Source organism: Fundidesulfovibrio agrisoli (genome assembly GCF_022808715.1).
GTDB lineage: Bacteria > Desulfobacterota > Desulfovibrionia > Desulfovibrionales > Desulfovibrionaceae > Fundidesulfovibrio > Fundidesulfovibrio agrisoli.
Map to the genome: position 1 here is coordinate 50,131 of NZ_JAKZKX010000020.1, position 26,063 is coordinate 76,193.

Annotated in this window: 23 protein-coding genes and 2 pseudogenes; 15 read left to right on the plus strand and 10 right to left on the minus strand. The window is 68.2% G+C overall.

What is annotated here, in order from left to right; genetic code table 11:
- Window positions 1-73 precede the first annotated feature (73 nt).
- From MLE27_RS13755 to MLE27_RS13770, 4 genes are all read left to right on the plus strand, one after another.
- The gene (locus MLE27_RS13755) at window positions 74-1,555 is read left to right on the plus strand and encodes a B12-binding domain-containing radical SAM protein (RefSeq protein ID WP_243312662.1); all 1,482 of its coding nucleotides are present in this window, start codon (window positions 74-76) and stop codon (window positions 1,553-1,555) included.
- On the plus strand, window positions 1,555-3,108 hold the full coding sequence (locus tag MLE27_RS13760) for a glycosyltransferase family 4 protein (protein ID WP_243312663.1): 1,554 nt from the start codon (window positions 1,555-1,557) through the stop codon (window positions 3,106-3,108). The genes MLE27_RS13755 and MLE27_RS13760 overlap by 1 nt, the downstream gene beginning before the upstream one ends.
- A complete protein-coding gene (locus tag MLE27_RS13765) occupies window positions 3,108-4,247 on the plus strand; it encodes a glycosyltransferase (RefSeq protein WP_243312664.1) in 1,140 nt (379 codons plus the stop codon). Before MLE27_RS13760 ends, MLE27_RS13765 begins: the two co-directional genes overlap by 1 nt.
- A 90-nt stretch (window positions 4,248-4,337) precedes the next feature.
- Entirely contained in the window at window positions 4,338-4,826 is a 489-nt protein-coding gene (locus MLE27_RS13770; protein ID WP_243312665.1) for a hypothetical protein, read from the plus strand.
- Between the two features lie 126 nt (window positions 4,827-4,952).
- On the opposite strand, the gene MLE27_RS13775 is transcribed toward MLE27_RS13770, so the two are convergent.
- Genes MLE27_RS13775 through MLE27_RS13785 form a run of 3 tightly spaced genes read right to left on the minus strand, consistent with a single transcriptional unit; the run spans window position 4,953 to window position 7,776 of the window.
- The gene (locus tag MLE27_RS13775) at window positions 4,953-6,377 is read right to left on the minus strand and encodes a sigma-54-dependent transcriptional regulator (RefSeq protein ID WP_243312666.1); all 1,425 of its coding nucleotides are present in this window, start codon (window positions 6,375-6,377) and stop codon (window positions 4,953-4,955) included.
- 8 nt (window positions 6,378-6,385) lie between these two features.
- Entirely contained in the window at window positions 6,386-6,802 is a 417-nt protein-coding gene (locus tag MLE27_RS13780; protein ID WP_243312667.1) for a MarR family winged helix-turn-helix transcriptional regulator, read from the minus strand.
- A 41-nt stretch (window positions 6,803-6,843) separates the two neighbouring features.
- Window positions 6,844-7,776 (minus strand): cation diffusion facilitator family transporter, encoded by a 933-nt coding sequence (locus MLE27_RS13785; protein ID WP_243312668.1) that lies wholly within the window; start codon window positions 7,774-7,776, stop codon window positions 6,844-6,846.
- 163 nt (window positions 7,777-7,939) lie between these two features.
- On the opposite strand from MLE27_RS13785, the gene tpx reads away from it, so the two are divergent.
- Entirely contained in the window at window positions 7,940-8,455 is a 516-nt protein-coding gene (tpx, locus tag MLE27_RS13790) for a thiol peroxidase (protein ID WP_243312669.1), read from the plus strand.
- 506 nt (window positions 8,456-8,961) lie between these two features.
- Here tpx and MLE27_RS13795 read toward each other — a convergent pair.
- Window positions 8,962-9,804, minus strand: coding sequence for a M48 family metallopeptidase (locus tag MLE27_RS13795; protein WP_243312670.1), 843 nt, complete (start codon window positions 9,802-9,804; stop codon window positions 8,962-8,964).
- Window positions 9,805-10,043: 239 nt separating this feature from the next.
- On the opposite strand from MLE27_RS13795, the gene MLE27_RS13800 reads away from it, so the two are divergent.
- Both MLE27_RS13800 and MLE27_RS13805 read left to right on the plus strand, forming a co-directional pair.
- A complete protein-coding gene (locus tag MLE27_RS13800; protein WP_243312671.1) occupies window positions 10,044-10,763 on the plus strand; it encodes a LexA family transcriptional regulator in 720 nt (239 codons plus the stop codon).
- 156 nt (window positions 10,764-10,919) lie between these two features.
- The gene (locus MLE27_RS13805) at window positions 10,920-12,140 is read left to right on the plus strand and encodes an SPOR domain-containing protein (protein ID WP_243312672.1); all 1,221 of its coding nucleotides are present in this window, start codon (window positions 10,920-10,922) and stop codon (window positions 12,138-12,140) included.
- Window positions 12,141-12,527: 387 nt separating this feature from the next.
- Here the strand turns inward: MLE27_RS13805 and MLE27_RS13810 are convergent, their stop codons facing one another.
- On the minus strand, window positions 12,528-13,442 hold the full coding sequence (locus tag MLE27_RS13810) for a lytic murein transglycosylase (RefSeq protein ID WP_243312673.1): 915 nt from the start codon (window positions 13,440-13,442) through the stop codon (window positions 12,528-12,530).
- A 138-nt stretch (window positions 13,443-13,580) separates the two neighbouring features.
- Here MLE27_RS13810 and MLE27_RS13815 point away from each other — a divergent pair, with 138 nt between their 5' ends.
- Window positions 13,581-14,072, plus strand: a complete 492-nt coding sequence (locus tag MLE27_RS13815) for a C40 family peptidase (RefSeq protein ID WP_243312674.1) — start codon at window positions 13,581-13,583, stop codon at window positions 14,070-14,072.
- A 13-nt stretch (window positions 14,073-14,085) separates the two neighbouring features.
- Here the strand turns inward: MLE27_RS13815 and MLE27_RS18275 are convergent.
- Window positions 14,086-14,190: pseudogene (locus tag MLE27_RS18275) on the minus strand (dual CXXC motif small (seleno)protein); the annotation flags it as partial.
- A gap of 242 nt (window positions 14,191-14,432) precedes the next feature.
- On the opposite strand from MLE27_RS18275, the gene MLE27_RS13820 reads away from it, so the two are divergent.
- Both MLE27_RS13820 and proB read left to right on the plus strand, forming a co-directional pair.
- Entirely contained in the window at window positions 14,433-14,654 is a 222-nt protein-coding gene (locus MLE27_RS13820; RefSeq protein WP_243312675.1) for a hypothetical protein, read from the plus strand.
- 6 nt (window positions 14,655-14,660) lie between these two features.
- Complete coding sequence (gene proB, locus MLE27_RS13825) at window positions 14,661-15,803, plus strand: glutamate 5-kinase (RefSeq protein ID WP_243312676.1); 1,143 nt, start codon at window positions 14,661-14,663, stop codon at window positions 15,801-15,803.
- 105 nt (window positions 15,804-15,908) lie between these two features.
- Here the strand turns inward: proB and MLE27_RS13830 are convergent, their stop codons facing one another.
- Genes MLE27_RS13830 through MLE27_RS13845 form a run of 4 tightly spaced genes read right to left on the minus strand, consistent with a single transcriptional unit; the run spans window position 15,909 to window position 21,948 of the window.
- Entirely contained in the window at window positions 15,909-17,120 is a 1,212-nt protein-coding gene (locus MLE27_RS13830; protein WP_243312677.1) for a response regulator, read from the minus strand.
- Window positions 17,117-19,483, minus strand: a complete 2,367-nt coding sequence (locus MLE27_RS13835) for a CHASE domain-containing protein (protein WP_243312678.1) — start codon at window positions 19,481-19,483, stop codon at window positions 17,117-17,119. The genes MLE27_RS13830 and MLE27_RS13835 overlap by 4 nt, the downstream gene beginning before the upstream one ends.
- A gap of 24 nt (window positions 19,484-19,507) precedes the next feature.
- Window positions 19,508-21,562: a chemotaxis protein CheA gene (locus MLE27_RS13840; protein ID WP_243312679.1), complete on the minus strand. Its 2,055-nt coding sequence runs from the start codon at window positions 21,560-21,562 to the stop codon at window positions 19,508-19,510.
- A complete protein-coding gene (locus MLE27_RS13845; protein WP_243312680.1) occupies window positions 21,559-21,948 on the minus strand; it encodes an STAS domain-containing protein in 390 nt (129 codons plus the stop codon). Before MLE27_RS13845 ends, MLE27_RS13840 begins: the two co-directional genes overlap by 4 nt.
- Before the next feature lie 297 nt (window positions 21,949-22,245).
- On the opposite strand from MLE27_RS13845, the gene cooS reads away from it, so the two are divergent.
- The 5 genes and pseudogenes from cooS to MLE27_RS18290 all read left to right on the plus strand — a co-directional run bounded on the left by cooS (window position 22,246) and on the right by MLE27_RS18290 (window position 25,658).
- Complete coding sequence (gene cooS / locus MLE27_RS13850) at window positions 22,246-24,135, plus strand: anaerobic carbon-monoxide dehydrogenase catalytic subunit (protein ID WP_243312681.1); 1,890 nt, start codon at window positions 22,246-22,248, stop codon at window positions 24,133-24,135.
- A gap of 65 nt (window positions 24,136-24,200) precedes the next feature.
- Window positions 24,201-24,329, plus strand: a pseudogene (locus tag MLE27_RS18280) (carbon monoxide dehydrogenase); the annotation flags it as partial.
- A 130-nt stretch (window positions 24,330-24,459) separates the two neighbouring features.
- Window positions 24,460-24,909 carry an ATP-binding protein gene (locus tag MLE27_RS18285; RefSeq protein WP_423747983.1) on the plus strand — a complete coding sequence of 150 codons (450 nt, stop codon included), beginning with the start codon at window positions 24,460-24,462 and terminating at the stop codon, window positions 24,907-24,909.
- A gap of 18 nt (window positions 24,910-24,927) precedes the next feature.
- Window positions 24,928-25,506 (plus strand): Crp/Fnr family transcriptional regulator, encoded by a 579-nt coding sequence (locus tag MLE27_RS13860; RefSeq protein WP_243312682.1) that lies wholly within the window; start codon window positions 24,928-24,930, stop codon window positions 25,504-25,506.
- Complete coding sequence (locus MLE27_RS18290; protein ID WP_423747984.1) at window positions 25,443-25,658, plus strand: helix-turn-helix domain-containing protein; 216 nt, start codon at window positions 25,443-25,445, stop codon at window positions 25,656-25,658. The genes MLE27_RS13860 and MLE27_RS18290 overlap by 64 nt, the downstream gene beginning before the upstream one ends.
- The last annotated feature ends 405 nt before the right edge of the window (window positions 25,659-26,063 follow it).

Here is a 26,063-nt window from a genome sequence, read left to right on the forward strand (position 1 = left end):
TGTGCATATCCAGGGCTGTGAGCCCTGGCAACCCAAATCATTCCAACATCAACCCATCCCGTAAATATACCATATGAATGTTCTCGTGGCCAACCTGGCCGGCGTCAAGGTGGAAGCCGACGGATCGGTGAAACACTTCATCAAGGCGGGCTCGCGCTGGCCCATGACCATCGGCAAGTCCCGCTCGGTGGACTACTATCCCTTCCCCTTCTGGCTGGCCTACACCCTGGCCGTGCTCAAGCGCGACACCAAGGCCGACGCCCGGGGCCTGGACGGCGTCGTGCTGGACCTCACCGGCGACGAGCTGCTGAAGGAGATCGTGGCCCGCAAGCCCGGCCTGCTGGTGGTGGAGCTGGCCTCCCTCACCCTGGCGGACGACCTGGCCTTCCTGACCCAGGTCAAGGCCGCCACGGGCTGCAAGGTGGTGGTCTGCGGCAACTACGCCACCGTGACCCACAAGGAGCTGCTGGCCGAAAACGACTGCCTCGATTTCGCCGTGCGCGGCGAATACGAGCTGGCCGTGCGCGACCTGGTGCTGGCGCTCATGGACGGCGGCGACGTCTCCGGCGTGCTGGGCCTGGCCTGGAAGGGCCCCGAAGGCGTGGTGGTCAACGAGGCCCGCCCCCTGCTGGCCGACCTGGACGAGCTGCCCTTCCCGGACCGCGACGATTTCCCGGCCACCATCTACCCCGACTTCACGCTCTACAGCCCCTGCATCAACATCCTCTCCAGCCGGGGCTGCCCCTGCGGCTGCGTCTACTGCCAGGAGAGGCACGTGATGTACGCCTCCCCCAAGTACCGCGCCCGCTCGGCCAAATCCGTGGTGGACGAGATGCAGTACTGCCAGGAGCGCTTCGGGGCGCGCCAGTTCTACTTCGACGACCAGAGCTTCGTGGTGCGCAAGCCCCACGTGATGGAAATCTGCGAGGAGATCACCCGACGGGGCCTCAAGGTGCCCTGGACCGTCATGGGCGACGCCATGTTCGTGGACCGCGAGATGCTCGCGGCCATGGCCAAGGCCGGGTGCATCGGCATGAAGTTCGGCGTGGAGTCGGCCGAGCAGTCCATCCTGAAGACCATCGGCAAGCCCCTGGACCTGGAGAAGGCCAAGCAGGTGGCCAAATGGTGCAAGGAGCTGGGCATCCGCACCCACGCCACCTTCTGCCTGGGCCTGCCCGGCGAGACCGAGGAGACCATCCGCAAGTCCATGGCCTACATGGAGGAGATCGAGGTGGATACGGCCCAGGTCTCCAAGGCGGTGCCGTATCCGGGCACGCCCATGTACAAGTGGGCGCAGGAGAACGGCTACCTCACCACCACGGACCTCTCCCGCTTCGACGGCATGGGCTCCTCCATCATCAGCTACCCCGGCCTCTCCGCCGAGGACATCGACCGCTGGTACGCGGAGTTCTCCCGCCGGGTGGCGCGCAAGAAGGTGCTCAAGTACCTCCTTGAGCCCGGCCAGAGCTTCTCCATCATGGCCGAGATGGTCCGGCGCAAGGGCCTGGCGAGCCTGCTCAAGTCCCTCTACACCTTCGTGAGGCGGGCCTTCTGATGCTGCGCTGGATCGCCGGGGTTTTCGCCGTGGGCCTGGCCACGGCGCTCCTGGCCACCCCGCTGGCGGCCCGCTTCGGGCGCGCCTTCGGCTTCATGGACGCCCCCCAGGGCCGCAAGGTGCACACCCAGCCCATCCCGCGCTGCGGCGGGCTGGCCCTGGTGCTCTCCTTCTTCGCGGCGGTGGCCCTGGCCGCCTTCGCGGATTTCCACGGCACGGGCAGGCTCATCCCGCGCGGCCAGATGCTGGCCGTGTACGCGGGCGGGCTGTTCATCTTCCTGGTGGGCTTCGTGGACGACCGCAGGCCCCTGCCCGCCAAGCTCAAGTTCCTGGCCCAGATCGCGGCGGCCAGCATCTGCTTCTTCGGCGGGGTGCGCATCGAGTCCTTCAGCATGGGGGAGATGTTCTCCCTGCACCTGAACCAGGACGTGCTCTCCTACGGGCTCACGGTGTTCTGGTTCGTGCTGTTCATCAACGCCATCAACTTGATCGACGGCCTGGACGGCCTGGCCGCGGGCGTGGCCTTCTTCGTCTGCGCGGTGCAGGTGGTGCTGGCCACCATGCGCGCGGACCCCTTGCCCGCCATGCTCTTCGCGGCCCTGGGCGGCGGGGCGCTGGGCTTTCTGCGCTACAACTTCAACCCGGCCACCATCTTCCTGGGCGACGGAGGCAGCTACTTCCTGGGCTACATGGTGGCGGCGCTCTCCATTCTGTCCTCCTCCAAGTCGCAGGTGGGCGCCACCATCCTCATGCCCATCCTGGCCTTCGGCGTGCCCCTCTTGGACACCCTGACCTCGCCCCTGCGCCGCTTCGTGCGCGGCAAGAAGATGTTCGAGCCGGACCGCCAGCACGTGCACCACAACCTGATCGCCAAGGGCTGGTCCCAGCGCAAGGCCGTGGTCTTCCTCTACGGGGTCACGGCCTTCCTGGCCGTGATGGCCGTGCTCATCGTGAACATGCGCGACGTGCCCGCTGGCCTGTTCATCCTGCTGCTCGGCGGGGCGCTGATCCTGTTCGTGCGCAAGGCCGGGTACTTCAGCTATTTCGCGGTGGACAAGGTCTTCGGCTGGATTCGCGACATCTCCGACGTGGCCGGGGTCAGCCAGGGGCGGCGCACCTTCCTGAACATGCAGATCGAGATTTCCCAGGCCCCGGACCTGCCCACCATGTGGGAGAACGTCTGCGAGGCCCTGGAGCAGCTCGGGTTCGACCTGGGCGAGATGATGCTCACACAGGAGGCGGCCCCCAAGACCGGGATGGCCCCCCTGGCCCCGCACGACATGGCCGGGAGCGCCTGCGGCCCGGTCTCCTGCCCGAGGGTGTTCGAGTGGCAGCGCGCCGACCTGGACCGCGACAAGCGCGAATTCCTCACCGAGCGGTCGCTGCTCAAGGTGGAGCTGCCGCTCATCAGCAAGGGCGGCGCGGCCATGGGCGTGCTCTGGCTGGTGAAGAACCTCACCGACGACACCCAGTCCGACTACACCCTGCGCCGCGTGGAGCAGCTTCGGCGCACCGTGGTCTCCACCCTGGAGCGGCTCTCCGCCCCCCGCTGATGCGCGTCCTGCACCTGGGTAAATATTATCCGCCTGTGGAAGGCGGGATCGAGACGGTCACCAGCCAGCTGGCCCGGGGGCTCACCGCCCTGGGCGCGCGCAGCGACGTGCTCTGCGCCCAGCCCCGGGGGGACATGCCCGAGCTCCGCGAGGAGTTGGAGGGCCACACCGTGTACCGCGCGGCCACGCCCCTGGTGGCGGCCTCCACGCCCGTCTCGCGGCGCTACGTGCGCCTGCTGGCCGAACTGGCCCCGGCCTACGACGTGCTGCACCTGCACTGCCCCAACCCCCTGGCCGCCCTGGCCCTGCGCCTGGTCAACCCGCGCGCCAAGGTGGTGGTGCACTGGCACAGCGACGTGATACGCCAGAAATACTTCAATAAGATATACAGGCTTATGCTGGGCGACTGGCTGGCCCGCCGCGCCGATGCGGTGATCGGGGCCACCCGCGCCCACATCGAGGATTCGGAGTACGCAAAAGCCTTCGCCCCCAGGGCCCACATCATCCCCTTCTGCATGGAGGCCGGGCCCTTCGCGCCCGAATTGCTGGATAAGGCCGCCCTGGCCCGCCTGCGGGCGCGCTTCCCGGGCCGCAAGGCCGTGTTCGCCCTGGGGCGGCTCATCTCCTACAAGGGGTTCGAGCACCTGGTGGACGCCGCCGCGTTGCTGCCGCCCGAGTGGGTGGCGCTCATCGGCGGCACAGGGCCGCTCAAGAGGGAGCTGGAGGCGCGCATTCAGGCCAAGGGGCTGGAGGGCCGGGCCGTGCTGCTGGGCCGTGTGGAGCAAGAGGAGCTGTCGGCGCACTTCGCCTTCAGCCGCGTGTTCTGCCTGCCCTCGGTGACGCGCGCCGAGATGTTCGGCATGGTCCAGTTGGAGGCCATGGCTTGCAGCAGGCCCGTGGTCTCCACGCGGATCGCCGGGTCGGGCGTGCCCCTGGTGAATGAGCACGGGGTCACGGGGCTGACCGTGCCGCCCGGGGATGCCGGGGCGCTGGCGCGGGCCATCCTGGAGATCGACGCGGACGAGGCGCGCTGGCAGGCAATGGGAGCTGCCGGGCTGGAGGCCGTGCGCACGAGGTTCGCGCCGGAGGCGATGTTCGAGGCTGTTTTGGGAGTGTACAGGGAGATTTGCGGCGGGTAGGCGTGCCGTCAGATTATCGAGGTCGCATCGAACGAAAACCGGCACTGTTAGTATTCATCGAACACCATGTCCGCGCAATGGGAGTCTCTGATGAAAACGAGTTGCCTCATCTGCTTGGCGGTTCTGCTCTTCATCTTTTCGCATGATGTCTTCCCCGTGCATGCTTCTGGACAGTATTGCGGCTACGAAGCAGATGCCCAGTTTCTCGCCGATAATTTCAGCAAATTATACAGTGAAGATTACAGCGGATTCTGGCTGATATTTAATCGCGTGGCAAAAGAGGCTGTAGCGTGTACAAATGCTGAAGATACTGCAGGTTTTCTTGTGCTGGCAAAACAGGTCGAGGGGAATGCTGAAGTAACGGAAGCATTCATGCACGTGATGGAGGAGGGGATATTTGAGAAAAATGCAGAGTGTCTCGTAAATGCTTTAACCATGGTTGACGCGCATTCTGCTCGAGTTATCCTCGATGATTTGAAGAATCCAATGTATATTGATGAGTCATTCGTGCGAAATAAGATGCAAGGAATGTCAGTTGATGGCAAGCGAGCGGAGTTGGTGCGTGAATATTTCAAATGAAAAACACAGAGTATAATGCACAGTAATGACAAGTTGCGCTGGGACGGCAGCCATGCTGATACTATAATCAGATTTCGCCATGCGTAACAGTGTAGTTGATGATGCGATCAGAACGCCAAGCACGAGTTACTGCAACAACTTCAGCCCGTGCTCCTTGAGCAGCGCATACAGCCTCGACCGCGACAATCCCGAAATAGTCACCGCCTCGGCCGGGCTTCCGCCCGCCCGCATCAGCAACTGTTCAAGATAAAGCCTGTCCATGGCCTGGCGGTACACCTTGAGGCTGGGCAGCGCGCTTGTCGGCCCCAGGTCGAACGGCGGGCCGTCCCCAAGCGCGCCGTGTCCATCCCCTCCGGCCCCTCCTGCCTCTCTCTCCCTCACCTGGCCTCTTGCCACCTGGACCCTGATGTGCACCGGCAGGTGCACGGGGTGCAGCTCCGGCTCCTCCAGGGCCAGGGCCACCATGCCCTCCATCACGTTCTGCAGCTCGCGGATGTTGCCGGGCCAGCTGTACGCGGCCAGGGCCGCGCTGACCGCCACGCTGAGCCTCTTCGCGGGCACGCCGTGGCGCGAGCAGGAGAGGCCCAGGAAGTGCTTGGCGAAGGCGGCCACGTCCTCGGGGTGCTCGCGCAGGGGCGGCAGGTTGATGGCGATGCCCCGCAGCCGGAAGAGCAGGTCCTCCCGGAAATTGCCTTCCCCGGCCATGCGGTCCAGGTCGCGGTGGGTGGCGGCCACCAGCCGGAAGTCGCAGGGCCGCTCGCTGCGCCCGCCCACAGGGCGGACCTTTCGCTCCTGCAGGGTGCGCAGGAAGGTCTTCTGCACCACGGCGGGCAGCTCGCCCACTTCGTCCAGGAACAACGTGCCTCCGTGGGCCTGGAGGATCAGGCCCTCACGTGGCTGGTCCGCCCCGGTGTAGGCCCCGCGCTCGTTGCCGAAGAGCAGGCTCTCCGCGATGGTGGCGGGCAGGGCGGCGCAGTCCACGGCCACGAAGGGCCCCTGGCTGCGCCTGGAGTTGGAGTGGATGGCGCGGGCGAACAGCTCCTTGCCGGTGCCGGTCTCGCCGGTGAGCAGCACGTTGGCGTCGCTGCGGGCGGCCAGGGCGGCCTTGTCCAGACAGGCGGCGCGGTCCGGGTGCCCGCCGGAGATGCCGGCCCAGACGAAGCCCTTCACCGGGGGGCCGGGGCGGGCGTCGCGGTAGGCCAAGGCGGAGAGCAGGGGGCCGGTCATGGAGCGCAGGGTGGGGGGCTTCTCGATGTAGTCCCACGCACCCTTGCGCATGGCGGCTTCGGCTCCGTCCGGGTCGCCCCAGCCGGTGATGACGATCACCTCGGGCCTGCTGGGCGAGCCGTGCAGTTCGCCGATGGCCTCCAGCCCGTTGCCGTCGGGCAGGCGCACGTCGAGCATGATTACGTCGAAGTCGCCCTCGCGGGCCATGGCCAGGCCCTGGGCCAGGCTGGCCGCCATGGAGGGCTCGTGCCCCAGGCGCTCCACCACGCGGGTCAGGGCCTCGCGGATGGGCTCGTCGTCGTCGATGATGAGTATCTTGCCCACTGGTACGCCTAGAAAGCCTGGTTCATGGTGCGCAGGATGGCGCGCAAGGATTGGGCCTGCTCCTCGCTCAGGGAGGCGCAGAGCTCCTGCGTGAGGCGCAGGTGCATGGCGTGGTGGGCTTCGAAGATGGCCTGGCCCTTGGGGGTCAGGGCCACCAGCACGGAGCGGCGGTCCGTCTCGTGGGGCACGCGCGAGACCAAGCCGCGCTTCTCCAGCCGGTCCACCGTGACGGTGAGCGTGCCGGTGGTCAGCCCCATCTTGGCGGCCAGCTCCTTCATGCGCAGGCTCGGCTGCTGGCCCAAAATCTCCAGGGTGTGCATCTGGGGCAGCGTCAGCGAGCTGCCCCGGACCACGGCATGCTCCCAGGAGGAGAGCTTCTCGTAGAATTCGATGATCAGCGCCGAGAGCGATTCGAGGTCGGACATGCGCTGATTCTAGCCAAGCCTTCCCCGCTTGGCAATCAACCTCAGGCTTCCATGGGGCACGGGCAGGGGTGGACCTCCACGGTCACGATGTCCAGGCCTTCGATGCCCGCGAGCAGGCGCTTGTAGTGCTCGGGCGGGCGTGGTGATTCGTCCTCCACGGTGATGACCGAGGCCAGCTGGTGGTGGCTGACGCGCCAGAGCTTGATGTCGCGCACGCGGGAGCCTTCCTCCTGCTCCAGCCGGGCGCGCATCACCGCGGGCAGCTCCGGGTCGGGCACGCGGTCCAGCAGCACGCGCGAGCACTCCTGTATCAGGCGCAGCGACCAGCGCCCGATCACCAGCGCGCCGATGAGGCCGCCCAGCGGGTCCAGCCAGTGGAGGCCCAGGTGCTTGGCCCCCAGGAGCGCGCCGATGGCGAAGAGCGAGGTCAGGGCGTCGGCCAGCAGGTGCAGGTAGGCGGCGCGGATGTTGTGGTCGTGGGCGTTGGCGTGGGCGTGCCCGTGCAGGAACAAGGCGCACACGGCGTTGACCCCCAGGCCGATCACCGCCACCACCAGGGCCGGGCCGAAGTCGATGGGAACTGGGGAGAACAATCTCGCGGCGGACTCCCAGGCCAGGTAGGCCGTCACGCAGGCCATGAGCACCGCGCTGGCGAAGCCCGCCAGGGAGTTGATCTTGCCCGCGCCGAAGGCGTAGGCCCCGTTGTGCGCGTTGCGCCGGGCGAAGGCGTAGGCGAAGAGCGCGATGCCCAGGGCGAAGGCGTCGCTGGCCATGTGCAGGCCGTCGGCGAACAGGGCCATGGAGCCAGAAATCAGGCCGTAGACGACCTCGGCGGCCATGCCCGCGGCGTTGAGGCCGAAGGCCAGCCAGGTCAGGCGCTCGGCGCGGGCGTCCTGCTCGTGGGCGCGGGAATGGCCGCAACAGTGCCCGTGGCCATGGTCGTGAGGGTGGTCATGGGTATGGGAGTGGTGCATGGGAACGCCTTTTATTTTGAATCGTGAGTAACTTGATAATCAAATAAACCGCGATGTTTTGAATGTCAAACATTTTGAGTGGAGGAAGTTTCCGAAAGGCGGTGACGTTGGAGGGGATTTGCGCTATCGGTCTGGCGACACCCCTTCATCAAGGAGATCAGCAATGAGCGAAAGAACCGGACTCGTCACCATATTCGGCAATCCCCTGACCCTGCTCGGCAACCCCGTGGCCGTGGGCCAGAAAGCCCCTGACTTCACCGTGCTCGACAACGAGCTGGCCCCCAAGACCCTGGCGGACTACAAGGGCAAGGTGCTCATCATCGCGGCCGTGCCCTCGCTGGACACCCCGGTCTGCGACATGGAGACCCGCCGCTTCAACACCGAGGCCTCCAAGCTCGGCGAGAACGTGGTCGTGCTGACCATCAGCATGGACCTGCCCTTCGCCCAGAAGCGCTGGTGCGCGGCCGCGGGCATCGACCGCGTGGCGACCCTCTCCGACCATCGCGACGGCTCCTTCGGCATGGCCTACGGCATCCTCATCAAGGAACTGCGCCTCCTGGCCCGCACCGTCTTCGTGGTGGACCGCGACGGCACCGTCAAATACATCGAGATGCTGCCCGAAGTGACCAAGGAGCCCGACTACGACGCCGCCCTGTCCGCGGCCAAGGCCCTGGTGTAGCGGGGCGAGGAGGGAGGCAGGATGAAGATGCCTCCGGCGGCTTAAAGAACTTCGTTCCTTAAGAATCCTGTATAGAAAAATTGCCGCGTGCGCCCTGTCGGGCCGCACGCGGCAATTTTTGTTTGTGGCGGGGGATTGGCTCCAGCTTGGTCATCGCCATGCTGTGGGTGCTGATGCCGGGTTTGATACGTGCGCGGTGGAAAGTTGGAGCTGCCCTGCGCGTCCCGGTCCGTCCCGATCGGTTCCGACCCGGCCCGACCCGGCCCGATCCGGCCCAGTCCGGTCCGTCCCGGCGGTTCCGGGAGTTTCGCAGGCGCTCGCCCTGGGTCAGGCAAGGTATCAGGTGGAATCCCGTTTCGCCCCGGTAAAACCGCGCCCGCGCCGGCATGTATTGCCGCCGCGATATTGCGGGGGCCAGGGGGATCATCCCCCTGGCCGCCGGAGGCTTCATCCATTCGGCCCAGCCGCCCCGCGGCTTTGCCGGAGCGCCAGGCCAAACGTTCGGTTCAGGGTGCGGCCGGGGCCTCGGGAGGCGAGCTTGCCGCCGGATCGGGTGCGGGGGCCGTGGCCTGCGCGCCCGGCGCGTGGGTGCGGGCGGTCTCCACGTATGCCTGGATGGCTTCCAGGCGCTTGGTGTCGGTGGGGTGGGTGCTCAGTTTTTCGGACTTCTTGCCCAGCCGGTCGGCGTTCTTGTCCACCAGTTTCCGCCAGACCTCCACGGCCTGGGCGGGGTCGTACCCGGCCTTGGCCATGAGGACCATGCCCAGGGTGTCGGCCTCGTACTCGTTCTCCCGGCTGGAGGGCAGCAGCAGCCCCACCGAGGCCAGGGCGGAGAGGCCGTCCGCGTTGCCTTGCGCCGCGGCTCCGTTTCCGGCAGCCATAGCCGAGCCCAGGCTGATGGCGATGACGTCGGTGACGGCCTTCTTGCTGAGCAGCTTGGCCGTGTGCCGCGCGATGGCGTGCCCGGCCTCGTGCCCGATGATGGCGGCCAACTGATCGTCGGTCTCGCAGGCGTTCGCCACGCCGGAGTAGATAACGATGATCCCGCCGGGGAAGCAGAAGGCCTGGAACTGCCCATTCTCCACGCAGTGGAACTGCCAGTTGGCGTCGGGCACGCCAGCCTGTTCGGCGATGGCCTTGCCGATGCGCTTGATCCTTCTGGCCACGTCGCGATCCCGGCAGGTGCGCACGGTGGAGAGGTAACGCTGGGAGGCCCCCTTGCCCATGGCCAGCTCGTCCTCCCGGGAGACGAGGTTCAACTGCGATTTCTGGCTATAGGGCGTTGTCTGGCAGGCGCAGAGCAGCAAGCTGACCATGAACAGCGTGAGGAAACGGATGGGCGTAAGCATTGTGCATGGTATGTATAGCGACTGGCGAATAATGTCGAGCGTGCGAATTCGTGTCATGCAATTCTTGATGTATTTCCCGGCGGGGAGGAGGCGTTGAGCCCCGATGGGTCACGACATGGCTGATAGCCTTGGCTGGAGGGGGCTCCGAGTGTACGTGGGGGTTTACCTAGGTGAGACATGCTTGACATGACGGCGGAATCGCCTCATAGGGTACGGAAAACTCAGCCGCCGGGAGCATCATGAAAAGAGCCATACCCCAGCCGCCGGTCAAGGGCTTTTCCGCCGAAGCCGTTCTCGCCAGGATCATGTCCGCCACGGGGATCAAATCCCAGTCGGAGCTGGCGCGGGTGCTGGGCATCGGCCGCCAGGCCGTGACCGACGCCAAAAAACGCTCGCACATCCCGGCGGACTGGTACCTCTACCTTTGCCGGAAATACGGCCTGAACCCCCAATGGCTGGAGTCGGGCATGGGGGCCATGTACATCGCCGGGCAGGACTCCGGGCCGGACTTCCGGGGCAGCAGGAACTCCGGGGCCCACTCCGAGGAGTTCTCCTACGTGCCCAAGGTGCGCGCCCGCCTCTCCGCCGGGGGCGGCAGCCTGGTGGTGGACGAGGCCATCGAGACCTACTACGCCTTTCGCCACGCCTGGCTCAAGCGCAAGGGCCAGATAAGCCAGATGCGCCTGATGCGCGTCTCCGGCGACTCCATGGAGCCCACCCTGCGCGACGAGGACGTGGTGCTCATCGACCTCTCCCAGACCGAAATCTACACCGGGAAGATCTACGCCGTGGGCATCGACGAGGAGATCGTGGTCAAACGGCTGGACAAGAAGCCCGGGCAGCTCGTGCTGGTCAGCGACAACAGGCAGTTCTACCCTCCGCTGGAGGTCACCCTCACCGAGGACGCCAACGTGCGCGTGCTGGGCAGGGTGATCTGGATGGCGCGGGAGGTGCTCTAGTGCCCGTGAGCCGAGGCGGCCGACCGGCAGCCATTCGCCCGGAGGCGCGGGGCCGTGCGTCACGCCGCGTCTGAGCCTCGCCGCCGGGATTCCGGCGCGTTTTCTTCCCTGCGGCGGGCCCTCGCCGCTCTGGCCGTGTCGGCCATGATCCTCGCCATGACCATGTTTCCGTCGGGAGGCATCGCCCGCTCGGCGCAGCAGGCCGGGCAGGACCCCGCCAAGCCCGCCGCCACGGTGCTCTTTAGCGGCGATTTCACCACCGGAAAGCCGGGGGCTGAGATCGCCGGGGCTCCCGGGGTGCGCTTCGGCATCGAGTTCAAGCTGGAGGATACGGAGCCCCGCGTGCTCACGGTGCGGCTCACGCGGCCCGCGCCCGAGGGCGCGCCCGGGGAGGACGTCTGGCTGCTGGCCGCGGGGCCGGGCCAGCCCGTGCAGGCGGCCTGGGAGTTCGCCTACGGCTGGGAGGTGGCCCCGGGCCGGTGGGAGATGAAGGTTTTCGCCGACGACGTGGAGTTGGCCTCCTCGCGCTTCCAGGTCGTGCAGGCCCCGGAGCCGGTCAAGGCCGCGCCTGAATCCGCCACCGCACCCGGCCCCGCCAAGGACAAGAAGAACGGCGGCGCCGACAAGGCGGCCGGGAAAAAGGGCGGCAAGAAGGACGCGGCGAAGCAAGAGCCTGCCAAACCGGACGCGGCCAGGCAGGATACGCCGAAGACCGGGCCGGAGAAGCCCGCCCAGGCGGGCTCGGCCCCGAAGCAGCTATCCAAGGCGGATCCGGCGATCCCGGCGGCACCGTTGGCCGTTCCGGCCCCTGAGCGCCAGGCCCCGAAACAGCCACCCAATGCGGAGCCCGCGATCCCTGCAACGCAGCAGGCCGCCCCGGAGCCCGCGCGCCCGCCCCTGAAAGATCCTTCCAAAGCGGAGCCCGCGCAGCCCGCATCGGCGCAACCCAGGCCGGAGCCGGAACGTCCGGCCCAGAAGCAGCCGCCCAAGGCGCCAGCGCCCAAGCCGGAAACGGCCAAACCGGAGACATCGAAACAGGAGCCCGCCCGGCAGGAGGCGGCCAAGCCCGACCCCGCCCGCAGCGGCAAGGCAACCGGCCTTGCGGCGGACAGGCGCGTCTACGCCCTGATCGCCGGGAGCTTCTCGGAGCAGGCCCGGGCCATGTGGATGGCGGTGCTGGTCAGGGAGCAGGGGGTGAAGGCCTGCGTGCGGCCCTGGGAGAAGGACGGCAGGCGGTTGTGGCAGCTTGTGGCGGGCTGGCGCAACAGCCCGGACGAGGCCCAGGCGGCCAAGGCCGAGCTCGCGGTCAAGCTGGGCGACATCATCATCGTGCCCATGAGCGCGGGAGAGTTGGAGAAGGGCTTGCAGTGCCACTGAGGGGTGCGGGCCGCCAATAAGGGAGTCCAGAGGGGCGGAGCCCCTTCGGCCGCCGGAGGCCTCCACGACCCCGACATGCGGGCGCCCTGATCGCGGCTGCGGGTTCGCACCCTGTGCGCCTGGCTTTGGCGGGCTCAGGGCCGGACGGACGCTCCAGCCCGTGCCCGGGTCGAAGAACCTCGCCGCCTCGCCTGAAAAGCATCGCCAAGCCCGTTTGGGAATGCCCGGCCGAATGACGGGCACAATCCACGGCATTCTTCGCCGCCTTCGCTCGCGCAGCCCGGAATCTTCTCCCGTGCGCATCACCAGCCGCACGGATTTCACGCGCTGCGGGCCTGCTACCCGAGATATCCCCAAGCCGCAGGGGCAAGGCCTCAACCGGCGGCGCTAGCTCCCCTGCCTGCTCTGGCGAAGCTTCTCGGCCACGGTCATCACGGCCAGGGAGTACAGGTCGGAGTGGTTGTAGGCGTAGATGACGGTGCGCTGTCCGTCGTAGCCCAGGCCGGGCTTCCAGCCGTGGGCCACAAGGTAGTTGGCCACGCTGGGGATGGCGTCCTGGGGGCGGAAGAGGTCCACCTTGCCGTCGCCGTCGCCGTCCACCCCGTACTTGAGAACGTTGGTGGGCATGAACTGGCAGATGCCGATGGCCCCGTAGATGGAGCCGGGCACGTCCAGCGGGTTCACGCCCGAGGCCTGGGTGTGCAGGATGAGCGCCTTGAGCTCCTGGTAGGCCCACTCGGCCCTGTCCCGGGCGCTGGCGTTGGCGTAGTCGGCGCGCTCCTGGCTGGAGCCCACGGACCTCAGGTAGGGGCGAATGGACTCCAGGGAGTTGCTGGCGGCCATGCTGGCCAGCACCTGGAGGGCCTTGTCCTTGCCGAGGTATGTGCCCAGTTTGGTCTCCACCAGAAGCAGGGCGATGATGACGTCGCGCGGCACGCCGTAGCGGGCCTCGGCCTTTTCCAGCGAGGCCTGGTTGGCCGTGGCGTAGTCGTTGGCCCAGGCCAGCACCCAGGGCCGCAGGTAGTAGCCGTAGCTGCTCTGCTGGAGGGTCTTCTTGCTGGGGGGCGGCTGGGGCTCGAACTGCTTGCGGACCATGCGGTCCACCTTGTGGGCCATGATCGAGGGGTCGAAGACCATCTCGGGGGAGGCGAACCAGGCGTCCAGCCCGGCGCGGGGGATGCCTTCGCGGGCCAGACGGTCCTCCAAGGGCAGCCAGACGGCCTCCTGGGCCGGAGCCAGGCGCGGCGCGGCGAGAAAACACAGGGCAAGCAAAAGCGTCCGGGTGACGCAGCGGATGCTCATGGGCGGATTATGTCCCAGGCCGGGGCGGCTGTCCATCGGCGCGGGGGCCGAAAAGCCTGCCGGCGCATTGCAGTTTGGTCATGCTGTGCGGCGGGTTGTCCCTTGCGGGGTGGGGCTTGCGGCACTATACCAGCGGCCATGAAGCCCGGTCGCCGCACGTGGTTGCCTCTTTCGCTGCTGGTTATGCTGCTGGCCCTGGCCGGATGCGGCGAGACGGTCCCCGTGGTGCCGGACAAGCCCGCGCGGCCCAAGGTCCCCGTGACCCAGACCGCGCGCGAGCAGGTCGGCGTGCCCTACCGCAGCGGCGGGGACAACCCGCGCACCGGCTTCGACTGTTCCGGCCTGGTGCAGTGGTGCTACGGCGTGCACGGCTACTCCCTGCCCCGGCGCACCGAGGACCAGCTCCGGGTGGGCCGCCCCGTGGAGCGGGAGGACCTGCAGCCGGGCGACCTGCTCTTCTTCAACGTCACGCGCAAGCGCTGGGGCCTGCACGTCGGAGTGTACACGGGGCGCGGGCTCTTCATCCACAGCCCCACGCCCGGGGCCAAGGTGCGGGAGGAGAGCCTCTACGAGCGCTACTGGATGCGCACCTACATCGGGGCGCGCCGCATCCTGCCGGATCAGAGGTAGGCCCCCGGTCCGATCACAGCCTGTCCATGGGGAAGCGGGCGTAGAACTCCTCCCAGTCGTCATCGATCATATCCTTGAAATCCGTCAGGGGAAACGCTTTGCCGCAGGACCTGCAGCGGACGGCGGCCTGCGTTCAGAGCTTGCAGGGCGTGAGCCTGCCGCCGCAGGCGGGGCAGACTGGCAGCTTTGGGCCGCGGGAGCCGGAAAAGAAGAAAACCATGCGCGGGGCCTCCGCCCGGCGGGGCCGCGTGTTCGGGCCGTTGCCGCCTGGCGAGGAGTAGGTAGTCAATTGCCGGGAAAAAGGCTAGGGTTCCCGCGCGGCGGCCAAGTCCCAAAGGCCGCGCCGAAAGGGGACCGCGCATGCGCCAGGAATGGGGCTTCACCTGCCCGCCGAGCGAAGACGCCAGGCTTCCCCTGCTGGACAAGGTCCATGACCTCATCCTGCAGGACATAGCCATGACCCGGGGCAGCCGCATGGGGACATTCCCCGAGCGGCAGGCGGCCCTGGGCCTGCGCCCTTCGCCGAAGTTGCAACGCCCCCCCGAAGTCAACGTGGGCAAGCTCATGGATATCGGATCGTAGGAAGCAATGAACGACTGGAAAAGCAGCAAGATGGAGGCCTTGAAAAAGGCCAGGCGCGTTGTGGTCAAGGCCGGGAGCGCAGTGCTCACCACCGGCATGGGCGTGGACATGGGCGTGGTGCAGAGCCTGGCCAAGGATATGGCCGAGCTGCACCGCCAGGGCAAGGACATCCTGCTGGTCACCAGCGGAGCGGTTGCCGCCGGGCGCGGCGTGATCCGCCAGGCCGCCCTGGACGAGCTGCCCGACAGGCAGGCCGCCTCGGCCGTGGGCCAGAGCCGCCTGATGCACGCCTACGACGAGGCCTTCGGCGCCCACGGCATCGTCTCCGCGCAGCTGCTGGTCACCCGGGACGACCTGGAGGGCAGGGAGCGCTACCTCAACGTGCGCAACACCCTGCGCACCCTCTGGGGCTGGCGCTGCATCCCCGTGGTCAACGAGAACGACACCGTGGCCGTGCAGGAACTGGTCTACGGCGACAACGACTGCCTCTCCTCCCTGCTGGTGGGCGTGGTGGAGGCCGACCTCTTCGTGAACCTGACCTCGGCCAAGGGCGTGTTCTCGCAGAACCCGGCCGAGAATCCGAGCGCGGTCTGCCACAGCTGCCTGGACGGCATCGGCTCCCTGGACCTCGAGAACATGTGCAAGGGCAAGACCGTGAGCGGCACCGGGGGCATGCACTCCAAGCTGCTGGCGGCCAAGCGCGTGGCCCAGTTGGGCGTGCCCACGCTCATCGTCTCCGGGCGCGAGACCGACCGCCTGAGCCGCGTCTTCGCCGGGGAGGATCTGGGAACCTGGATCCCCGCCGAGGCGCGCCCCATCTCCAAGCGCAAATACTGGCTGGCCTACACCTCGGAGCCGCGCGGCAGCCTGTGGATCGACCAGGGCGCGGCCCAGGCCCTGCGCCAGGGCGGCAAGAGCCTGCTGCCCGCGGGCATCGTGCGCGTGGAGGGCGACTTCGAGAAGGGTTCCTCCGTGCGCATCCTGGACTTCCAGGGCCAGACCGTGGGCGTGGGGCTGGTGAACTACGACAGCGAGGAGCTCAAGAAGATCATGGGGCTCAAGTCCGGCAAGATAGAGCAGGTGCTGGGCACAGCCCCCTACCAGGAGGCCGTGCACCGCGACAACATGGTGCTGGACGCGGCGCTGTAATTCCCCCGCGCGCTTTACCCTCTCCATTTCGGGGCGTGGCTTGTCCACGCCCTTTTTAATTTTAACGCCCGCGCCCGCCGCCCATGCGGAAGGCCTTCCGGGGCTCTAGCCCCCGGCCTGCGCCAGGGACTCCTTGCAATGCTCCCGCCAGAACGGAAGGCGCTCCTCAAGACCGAGCCTGGCGATGTAGTCCTTGTCGATGGGATGTTCGGCGAACTCGGGGCTCAGGCGCACCAGGTCATGCTGCATGGCGTTGGCGGCGTGCACGGCGGTGACGGGGCCGAACTCCGCCAGGCTGCATCGCGCGGGCTCATGGTGGAAGGCGACTGCCTCGATGACGTTGTCGGCGATGCCCCACAGGCCGAGCAGGTAGGCTCCGGCCTGGGCATGGGTGGTGGAGAGGCAGCGCTGCTCCGCTTCGCAGATGGAGGCGTTGTCCTCCCGGGAGAGGTCGACGGTTTGCCTGTAGCGCAGAGGCAGGTACTGGGCCAGCACGAACTTGCCCAGGTCGTGCAGCAGGCCGGCGATGAAGCAGTCGTCCTGGATGGCGGGGGTCTGGTCCTCCAGGACGGCGATGAGCCGGGCCAGGCGGGCGGTCTGCAGGCAGTGGTCCCAGAGGGCGTCGAAGCGGAAATTCGGGAATTTCGCCGTGTCGAAGGTCTTGAGGAGCTGCACCCCCAGCACCAGGCCCTTGATGGTCTCGGTGCCGAGCAGGGTGACGGCCTGGGCCACGCTGCTCACGCGCATCCTCGGCGAGAAGAACGACGAGTTCACCAGCTTCAGCACGTCGGCGCTGAGGGCGATGTCCTTGCCGATGATGGTGGCCAGGGCTTCCGTCCCGGAGGAGTCCTTGTCCAGTTCCTCCAGAAGGGAGCTGTAGACCTCGGGCAGCGCCGGGAGGGTGTCGATGCCCCCGATGATGGTGCGGATTTCCTTCGAGAGCACCATTTCCCTCATGCTGCAGCCGCGCTCGATCACGGCGGCCAGCTGTTCCGCCGTGACCGGCTTGGTCAGGAACTGGTGCGAGACGGGCACGGCCCGCATGATGGATTTGCGGTCGGAATCCCCGGAGAGGATCACGCGCATGACCCAGGGATGCCTGGTGCGCACATGGGAGAGGAGCTGCTGACCGTCCATGCCGGGCATGCGCATGTCCGCCACCACCACGTCGAACGGCGCGCTGTCCAGCATGGCCAGGGCCTTGTCGCCCGAGTCCACGAAGGCCATCTCCCAGCCGCCCCTGTACGACCAGAGCATCCGCCCAAGGGATTTGAGCACTTGCGGATCGTCGTCCACGAACATGATTCTTCTTTTCACTCTTCGCCCTCCATCGCATGCGGGAACCGGATGTGGAACGTGGTGCCCTGCCCGGGCGTGGATTCCACGCTGAGGGAGCCGCCGTGCCTGTCCACCACCGAGTGCACGATGGCCAGGCCCTGCCCGGTGCCCTTGCCCACCTCCTTGGTGGTGAAGAAGGGGTCGAAGATGCGCTGCATGTTCTCCGGCGGGATGCCCACGCCGGTGTCCGCGATGCTGATGTGCACGAAGCCGGGCTCGGCCTCCGTGCGTACGGTGATGAGCCCCTTGTCCGGGAGGCCCTGTTGCTTCTCGGCCACGGCGTGGGCCGCGTTGACCACGATGTTGAGGATCACCTGGTTGAAGTCGCCCGGCGAGCAGAACACCGGCGGCAGGTCCGGCGCGAGCTCGGCCTGCATCTCCGCGGTGTATTTCCACTCGTTGCGGGTGATGGTCAGGGTGGACTCGATGGCCTTGTTCACGTCCACCAGCCGCCCGCCCCCGGCGTCCGGGTGGGAGAACCGCTTCATGGCCCCCACGATGGCGGCCACTCGCTCCACCCCGGAGATGGAGTCCGCGATGGAGCCGGGGAGTTCGGTCAGAAGGTCGTCGAACTGGGCCTTGTCGATTTCGGCCCGCAGGGCGGCCAGCTCGGGGCTCTGGGGGGCCAGGGCGGCCAGGGCCGCGACGCAGGCCCGGTAGCGCTCCACAACGGAGGCGACGCTGACGCAGGCATCCTGCAGGAAGCCCAGGTTGCCGCCCACGTACTGGATGGGCGTGTTGATCTCGTGCGCGATGCCCGAGGCCAGCTGCCCGATGGATTCGAGCTTCTCGGCCAGGCCCAGGCGGCGCTCCAGGGCCTTCTTCTCGCTGATGTCGAAGAGCACCTCGAAGAGGTAGCGCTTCGCGCCCACCGACGTGGAGAGGATGGTGCGCGCCACGGGGATCAGGCGGCCGTCCGGGCGCTGCAGCACGAACTCTCCGCTGGCCATGGCGGGGCCGACCGGGCTTTGCTCGTCAACCGGCCCCGAGTCGTCAAGGGTGCGCAGGTTGCGGCCCAGCAGGTCACGATAGTTGCGGCCCAGCCAGTCCTCCTCCCGGATGCCGAAAAGCTCCTCGGCCACCGTGTTCATGCGGAGGATGGTGAATTCGTTCGGGTCGATGGTGAAGGTCGCGGCCCTGATGCCGGTGAGGATCACCCGCAGATGCGCCTCGTTCTCACGGGCCTGAAGTTCGGCCTGGGCGGCCTTGTCCAGCTGCTGGCCCAGGAGCACGGCCGTGCTGGCGCGCTCCTCGGCGTAGGCGCGGGCCAGTGCGAGCAGCTTGCGGTTCTTTGCGGACGTGAAGAGCCAGATCAGGGCGATGGCCAGTGACGCCCCAAGGGCGTACCACGGCTGCATGGTGGCGTAGTCCGCCAGGTATTGCGGCCCGGCGTGCAGGCGGAGCCGCCATTCCCTGCCGGGCATGGCGATGGGCAGGGTCTTTTCCAGGCAGGGGGGGGCGAAGGCGGAGGGCCTGGAGCAAGGCGTCGCGGCTTCACCCTGGTGAAAGATCTCCTCCGGCTGGCCCGGGCGGGTGGCGTCCAGCAGGGTCACGTCCACCCCGGCCAGGGCGAAATGCTCCAGGGTGGGCAGCATCAGGTCCGCCGTGCGATACACGCCCACTGCGAAGCCCTTGAGCGCGGCCTCACGCTGTTGCGGGGTGCTCTGAGGGGCGTTGCGGGCGTAGATGGGAATGAACACCAGCACGCCGTTGGTGTTGGCCCTGTCGATGGCCAGGGTCACGCGACCGCTGGAGACCGCCTTGCCGGTGAGCATGGCCGTGCGCAGGGCCTCGGCGCGCGCCGGGGAGGAGGCCAGGTCGAAGCCGAGCGCTGCGCGGTTGGCCGCCAGGGGCTCCACGAAAGTCACGGGGTAGTAGAAGTCGCGCTCGGCGGCCGGCACCGTGGCCCCTGAGGGCGTGCGCTCCGTGATGGCGAAATCCGGCAGACCCTCGGAACGGACGCGCTGCTCGAACGCGTCCCGCCGGTCATGGGGCACGCGGGGCACGAAGTCCATGGCCTGGATGCTGTGCAGCCCCGCGGCCGCGCCCAGGCAAAAGGCCGAGAACATGGGCCGGGTGACGTTTTCAGTGGCGTTGAAGAAACCTTCGATGGTGCGCACCAGCTCCGCGTAGGTGTCCAGTTCGTGCTGGAAGGAGTAGGCCACGTTGTCCGCGAGCTGACTGAATTCACGCTGGGCGCGCTGCTCCTCGAGGGACCGCAGGATCAGCGCCGAGGCCGCGCCGGCCAGAACGATGGCCGCGGCCAGCACGAAGGACGAGGCCGCGAGCCCGGACCGGATCTCCGGGATGCCCTCCCGCAGGCGTGTGTCAGGCGGTTGCATGGCGCCTCCGGGGCGTGCGGGGGCTCAACCTCCCCATGATTGCTCGAACTCCCTCTGAACCCCGTGGATCAGTTGGGCCACGTCCAGGATCAGGGCGATGGAGCCGTCGCCGTTGATCGTGGCCCCGGAGATGCCCGGCACGCGCCCCAGGTAGCGGCCCAGGTTCTTGATGACGGTCTGCTGCTGGCCCACCACGTCGTCCACGGCGATGCCGGTGCGCCCGTTCTCGTGCCGGGTGACCACGACCTGCTCCACGGCGGGGAGCCCCCCCGGGAGATTGAAGGCCTCGCGCAGGCGCACATAGGGAACGATCTCGCCGCGCAGGCTGATGGTCCTGCCCCTGTCCCGCGGGTCGGCCGCCAGCTCCACGCACTCCTCCACCACGGCCAAAGGGAGGATGTAGAATTCCCCGCCCGCGCGCACCTGGAGCCCGTCGATGATGGCCAGGGTCAGGGGCAGCTGGATGGTGATGGTGGTGCCGCTGCCCGGCGGGCTTTCAATTTCCAGCTTGCCGCGCAGGGATTCGATGGCCCGCTTCACCACGTCCATGCCCACGCCGCGCCCCGACACGCTGGTGACCTGCTGCGCCGTGGAGAAGCCCGGGGCGAAGATGAGCTGGAAGCACTCCTGGTCGCTCAGGCGAGCTTCGGGCGCGACGAGGCCCCTCTCCTCGGCTTTCTGGCGGATGCGCTCCACGCTCAGGCCCCGGCCGTCGTCCTCGATGCGGATGAACACCGTGCCCCCGGCCTGCCGGGCGCAGAGCCGGATGCGGCCGCGCGCGGGCTTGCCCGCCGCCAGGCGCTCCCCGGCGGGTTCGATGCCGTGGTCGATGGAGTTGCGCAGCAGGTGCACCAGGGGGTCGCCGAGCTGCTCGATCACGGTTTTGTCCAGCTCGGTCTCGCCGCCCTCGGCCTCCAGGTCGATCTCCTTGCCCAGCTCGGCGGAGAGGTCGCGCACCAGCCGGCGGAAGCGGCTGAAAGTTGTGCCGATGGGCAGCATGCGGATGCCCAGGGTGTTGTCGCGCAGTTCGCCGACCAGGCGTTCGATCTCCTCGGCCACGCCGGTGAGTTCGGAGTCGGCCTGCCCGGCCGCCAGTTGGGTCAGCCGGGCCTGGGCGATGACCAGCTCGCCCACCAGGTTCACCAGGTTGTCCAGCTTGGCGGCCTCCACGCGCAGGCTCTGCGCTGGCTCCCTGGGCTTGGCCGCCGGGGGGGCCGGGGGTGCCGGAGGGGCTGGCGACGGAGCGGCCGCGGGGGGCGGGACGGCGGGCTGGGGCGGGGCTTCCGGAGCAGGCCCCTCAAGGCCGACGGTGTCTCGCGCGCCGCTGTCTGCCCCATCGGGAGGCGAGACATCGGAGGCTTCCCGCCGCCGGTCCTGGAGCTCCTCCACGCTGGCGTCCGAGGCGTTGTTCAGGAACAGGAACACGTCCTTCACGGCGTCCGGACCCTGGTCCGTGCTCAGGGCTGCTTCCCAGCGCAGGTGGCAGTCGGCGGGGTCCAGATCCTCCAGGGGCGGCACGGCGGAGACGTCGGCCCGCACCTCAAGTGGGCCGAGGGCCTCAAGCTCCTCCAGGAGCGAGGCCGGCTCGGAGTGGCGCAGGTGCCCCGGGTCCGAGGGGGCCAGCAGGATGCGGTAGGCGCGCGTTCCCTGGGCGGGTTCGGGCTGCGAAGCTCCGGCCTGATGTTGCGCAGCCGTGGCGGGTGTGGCTTGCGGCAGGCCCGCCTCGAAGGCGGCCATGGCCTCCAGGAGCTCGGGGCCGGGGCCCATGTCGGCGCCCGATTCGGCCACGGGCTCCAGCCGGTCCTTCACGGCGAAGGTCAGGTCCAGCAGGGGCCTCGAAGCCTGGACCAGGCCCAGGCGGACCCGGTCCCACTGGGATTCGATGGCGTGGAGTATCGCCACGGACGCCGAGAGCCCGAACATGTCGCAGGCGCCCTTGAGGGAGTGCAAGGCCCGAAAGACCCGGTTGACGGCCTCGGCGCTGGCCGGGTCCAGGTCCAGCAGGGCGGCGTCCAGCTCCTGGAGCAGTTCGCGCGCTTCCTCCCGGAAGAGGTCGTTGGGCGAGGGCTGGGCGGTCAAGCGGCGCCTCCATCCCCGCACAGCGGGCAGGCGCCGGGCGGACAGAAAGGAGCGGTTGCGGCGGGGAAGCCCAGCAGCTTCAGCCGGGCCTGGTGGGCCGGGGCGTCCGCCCCGCGCAGGGTGCAATCAAGCCCACGGGCCAGGGCGCTGCGGTGCGCGGCGCACAGGAACTGGACCACGGCGGTGCCCACCACGCCCCCCTGGCCCAGCTCCAGGACCACCGGGGCCTTGGCGCTCAGGGCCGCTAGAACCTCGCCGCGCAGGGCGTCCAGCTCCTCGGGTGAGGCGGCCGGGTCCAGCGCGAAAACGGCCGGGGTGGCGGGGGAGGGCGCGCCCTGGGCCTCCTGGAGGGATCGGCTGGTGGTGTCGTCGTCCGGCAGGTCCATGGCGCTCCTTATGCGCGTGTCAGGCTGTGTCGGTCCGGGCGTTCATTCAGGGCGTCCACCGCCCGAAACCACCGGAACCATACCGTAGGGCTCTGGATTCACTAAGACATCCGGATCTAGAATCTACACCTCCCACCCGAAAAGGACAACACCGACATCGGCGGAGGCGCGAGGGGCCAGCATGAAAAACCGGCCAGGTGTCGGCACGCCGACAGCCCTCATTCGGAGCGCGCCGGTATGGGTGCATTGTCGCAGAGCCCGCGGCGGAACCCGTAACGCGCATCGAGGAGGAAGCACATGGCGAAACAACCCGCGAGACCCTTGGAGGAGCTCTCCCTGTGGGACGACGCCCGCACCATGCTGGAAAAGGCGGCGGCGGAAGGCGTGGAGACAGCCTGGGACCGCCTGGAGAAGCAGAAGAACCACTGCGTGTTCTGCGAGCAGGGCCTGACCTGCCAGAAATGCGTGATGGGCCCCTGCCGCATCGTGGCCGACGGGGCCAAGAAGAAGAACGGCGTCTGCGGCGCGGACGCCGACCTCACCGTGGCCCGCAACTTCGGCCGCTTCATCGCCGCCGGGGCGGCCTCCCACTCCGACCACGGGCGCGACCTGCTGGAGGTGCTGGCCGAGGTGGGCGCGGGCCACGCGCCGGATTACCAGGTGCGCGACGCGGCCAAGCTGGAGCGCATCTGCCGCGAGCTGGGGCTGGACACGGCAGGGCTCGACCCCCAGGGCATGGCCAGGCTGCTGGCGGATCATCTCTACGGCGACTACGGCTTCCGCCGGCCGGCCCTGAGCTTCGTCGAGCGCGCGCCAAAGGCCCGCCGCGAACTGTGGGACAAGCTGGAGATCACCCCGCGCGGCATTGACCGCGAGCCGGTGGAGATGCTCCACCGCACCCACATGGGCGTGGACTGCGACCCCGCCTCCATCTGCCTGCACGGCATGCGCACGGCCCTGGCCGATGGCTGGGGCGGCTCCATGATCGGCACCGAGGTCTCCGACATCCTTTTCGGCACGCCCAAACCAGCGGCCTCCAGCGTCAACCTGGGCGTGCTGCGCGAGGATCAGGTGAACATCCTGGTGCACGGGCACAGCCCCATCGTCTCGGAGATGATCCTGGCGGCGGCCCGCAGCCCGGAGATGCTCGCCAAGGCCCGCACCCTGGGGGCCAGCAGCATCAACGTGGCCGGGCTGTGCTGCACCGGCAACGAGCTGCTCATGCGCCAGGGCGTGCCCATGGCGGGCAACCACCTGATGACCGAGCTGGCTCTGGTCACCGGCGCGGTGGAGATGGTCGTGGCGGACTACCAGTGCGTCATGCCGAGTCTGACCACCGTGGCCGCCTGCTACCACACCCGTTTCGTCTCCACCTCGGACAAGGCCAGGTTTCCGGGCGGGCGGCACGTGCGCTTCACCCCGCAGAACGCCCGCGAGAAAGCCATGGAGGTGGTGGCCCAGGCCGTGGAGGCCTTCGCCCGGCGCGACCCCGCCAGGGTGGACATCCCCGGCGAGCCCGTGGCCATCATGACCGGCTTCTCCAACGAGGCGCTGCTGGAGGCTCTGGGCGGCAGCCTGGCCCCCCTGCTCGCCGCGGTGAAATCCGGTGCGGTGCGCGGCGTAGCGGGCATCGTGGGTTGCAACAACCCCAAGCTCAAGCACGACCACGTACACGTGAACCTGGCCAGGGAGCTCATCAAGCGCAACGTGCTGGTGGTGGTCACGGGCTGCGCCACGGTGGCCATGGGCAAGGCCGGGCTCATGGTGCCGGAGGCCGCCTCCCAGGCCAGCGAAGGGCTGGCGGGCGTGTGCCGGGCGTTGGGCATCCCGCCGGTGCTGCACGTGGGCAGTTGCGTGGACAACTCCCGCATCCTGCAGCTGGCCGCCCTCCTGGCCGAGGCCCTGGGCGTGGACATGGACAAGCTGCCCGTGGTGGCCAGCGCGCCCGAGTGGTATTCCGAGAAGGCCGCCGCCATCGGGCTCTACGCCGTGGCCAGCGGCATCCCCACGCACTTGGGCCTGCCGCCCAACATCCTGGGCAGCGCCATGATTACGGAGCTGGCCACTTCCGGCCTGACCGGGCTGGTTGGCGCGAGCTTCCTGGTTGAGCCGGACCCCTTCAAGGCGGCGCAGGCCCTGGACGCCATCGTCGCGGCCAGGCGCACGGGCCTGGGCCTGAGCGCGTAGGGGGCGGCATGAAGCTGGCATTCGCCGGAAAGGGCGGGGTCGGCAAGACCTCGCTCTGTGCCTGGATGGGGGACCACCTCTCCCGCCGGGGGCTGGACGTCTGGCTGGTGGACGCCGACACGTCACTGTCCCTGGGGGCGGCCTGCGGGCTGCCCCCGGAGGCCGTGCCCGCCCCCCTGGCCGCCCGAGAGGACATCGTGCGGGAGCGCATCGGCTCGGGCATCATGTCGCTGACGCCCTTCGTGGAGGACCTTCCGGAGGGGCTCAGCGTGGAGCTGCCCCGCGCCCCGCGCCCCGGGCCAGGGCCGCCGCAGGCTGCTGGTCATGGGCGGCGTGGACGCTGGCGGGGGCGGCTGCGCCTGCGCGGCCAACGCGCTGCTCAAGGCGGTGCTGGCCTCCATGATCGCAACGCGGAAAGAGGTGGTCCTGGTGGACCTGGAGGCCGGGGTGGAGCACCTTGGGCGCGGCACCGCGGCCGACGTGGACGGCCTGGTGGTTGTCAGCGAACCAAGCCTGCGCTCCTTGCGCACGGCGGCGGAAGCGGCCAGAATGGCCAGGGAGCTTGGGCTCAAGCGGCAGGCCCTGGTGCTCAACCGCTGCCCCGCCACGCCGGAGCTGCCCCCGCTGGAGGGGCTGCCGGCCCTGGCGGCCTGCGTGCCGCCGCTGGCCGGGCTCGCGGCGCGCCAGCTTTGGGACGGCTCCGTGCTGGGCCTTGCGGAACAAGCCGCCGTGGACTCCGCCTGCCTCGCCGTGGAGGCCGCCCTGTTCACTTGATAACCAGTCGAGGGGAGCATGAAGGTAACGTCCGTTTCGCTCCTGGAGGAGTTGGAGAAGCCCGGCTACCATGCGCTGCGCAAGGAGCTGCGCCCGCGCCGCTACAGGCGCAAGGCCGTGCTGTTCGATCCCCTCTCCGAAGAGAACCTCGTGTTCGTGGTACGCACGGGGCGGGTGCGGGTGTACCTGGCCTACGAGGACAAGGAGTTCTGCCTGGCCGTGCTCGGCCCGGGCGACGTCTACAGCACCCACACCCGGGCTTTCGTGCAGGCCATTGAGGATGTGGAGATCCTCGTGGCCCCGGCGGAGGTGTTCCGCAGCCGGATGGAGGCATTCCCCGGCCTGTACACCACCATGATCCGCGTGCTGGGCGCGCTACTGGGGCGCTCCATCACCATCATCGACAGCTTGGCCTTCAAGAAGGTGGGCATGCGCCTGCTGGAGCTGCTCTCCGTGGAGGCCGCGCGCGGCGAGCCCCAGCCAGGGGGGGAGTGCTGCTCGATCTGCAACTCACAACGGAACAACTGGCGGGCGTGCTCGGCACCACGCGCCAGACGCTCTCCTCGCTGCTCAACAGCCTCTCGCGCGAGGGTGTGATCGAACTGCGCGGCAAGGCTGGGCTTTATGTGCCTGATCCCGAGCGGTTGCATCATGTGCCGGGCGCCTGGGACGACCCCAAGCGCATCAGGCGTCAGCGCCGGAAGCGGCCGGTTCAAGAAAATTCCTGCGATTCTGAAAATAAGGGTTGACCTTTGGGCCGCTAGCCCCTAGAACGCCCTTCCGCCTGACGAACAGGCCGGTAGCTGCGCAAGCAAGCGTTTGGAATAAAACGACAATGCGTAGCAGACGGCCACCTGGGGCGGGTTTGAAAAATTGACAACGGGACGCGAAAGGCGGTTGACACGGCAGTCGGGCTTCGGTAGGAAGTTCGGCCCGCTGCGGGAAGGGGGAGACCCCGGGCCGCGGAGGGACGTGTCGAAAACTTCGCAGAAAGTTGTTGACGCGGAGGACGGAAGCCCATAGGTTACCGCCTCGCCCGACGGAGCCGAGTGCTTCGGCGGGGATTGAAAAACGAAGATTGAGCGTCGACGAAATAAGTCGTTGACACCGCGGGCCGGGCGGCGTAGATACGCTTCCCCGCGCTTGAAAACGCG

Bases quoted from the DNA above. Each gene is read 5' to 3' on its own strand.
- MLE27_RS13755 (WP_243312662.1), top strand. From the start codon at position 74: ATGAATGTTCTCGTGGCCAACCTGGCCGGCGTCAAGGTGGAAGCCGAC.
- MLE27_RS13760 (WP_243312663.1), top strand. From the start codon at position 1,555: ATGCTGCGCTGGATCGCCGGGGTTTTCGCCGTGGGCCTGGCCACGGCG.
- MLE27_RS13765 (WP_243312664.1), top strand. From the start codon at position 3,108: ATGCGCGTCCTGCACCTGGGTAAATATTATCCGCCTGTGGAAGGCGGG.
- MLE27_RS13770 (WP_243312665.1), top strand. From the start codon at position 4,338: ATGAAAACGAGTTGCCTCATCTGCTTGGCGGTTCTGCTCTTCATCTTT.
- MLE27_RS13780 (WP_243312667.1), bottom strand. From the start codon at position 6,802: ATGTCCGACCTCGAATCGCTCTCGGCGCTGATCATCGAATTCTACGAG.
- MLE27_RS13785 (WP_243312668.1), bottom strand. From the start codon at position 7,776: ATGCACCACTCCCATACCCATGACCACCCTCACGACCATGGCCACGGG.
- tpx (WP_243312669.1), top strand. From the start codon at position 7,940: ATGAGCGAAAGAACCGGACTCGTCACCATATTCGGCAATCCCCTGACC.
- MLE27_RS13795 (WP_243312670.1), bottom strand. From the start codon at position 9,804: ATGCTTACGCCCATCCGTTTCCTCACGCTGTTCATGGTCAGCTTGCTG.
- MLE27_RS13800 (WP_243312671.1), top strand. From the start codon at position 10,044: ATGAAAAGAGCCATACCCCAGCCGCCGGTCAAGGGCTTTTCCGCCGAA.
- MLE27_RS13805 (WP_243312672.1), top strand. From the start codon at position 10,920: ATGACCATGTTTCCGTCGGGAGGCATCGCCCGCTCGGCGCAGCAGGCC.
- MLE27_RS13810 (WP_243312673.1), bottom strand. From the start codon at position 13,442: ATGAGCATCCGCTGCGTCACCCGGACGCTTTTGCTTGCCCTGTGTTTT.
- MLE27_RS13815 (WP_243312674.1), top strand. From the start codon at position 13,581: ATGAAGCCCGGTCGCCGCACGTGGTTGCCTCTTTCGCTGCTGGTTATG.
- MLE27_RS13820 (WP_243312675.1), top strand. From the start codon at position 14,433: ATGCGCCAGGAATGGGGCTTCACCTGCCCGCCGAGCGAAGACGCCAGG.
- proB (WP_243312676.1), top strand. From the start codon at position 14,661: ATGAACGACTGGAAAAGCAGCAAGATGGAGGCCTTGAAAAAGGCCAGG.
- MLE27_RS13835 (WP_243312678.1), bottom strand. From the start codon at position 19,483: ATGCAACCGCCTGACACACGCCTGCGGGAGGGCATCCCGGAGATCCGG.
- MLE27_RS13845 (WP_243312680.1), bottom strand. From the start codon at position 21,948: ATGGACCTGCCGGACGACGACACCACCAGCCGATCCCTCCAGGAGGCC.
- cooS (WP_243312681.1), top strand. From the start codon at position 22,246: ATGGCGAAACAACCCGCGAGACCCTTGGAGGAGCTCTCCCTGTGGGAC.
- MLE27_RS18285 (WP_423747983.1), top strand. From the start codon at position 24,460: ATGGGCGGCGTGGACGCTGGCGGGGGCGGCTGCGCCTGCGCGGCCAAC.
- MLE27_RS13860 (WP_243312682.1), top strand. From the start codon at position 24,928: ATGAAGGTAACGTCCGTTTCGCTCCTGGAGGAGTTGGAGAAGCCCGGC.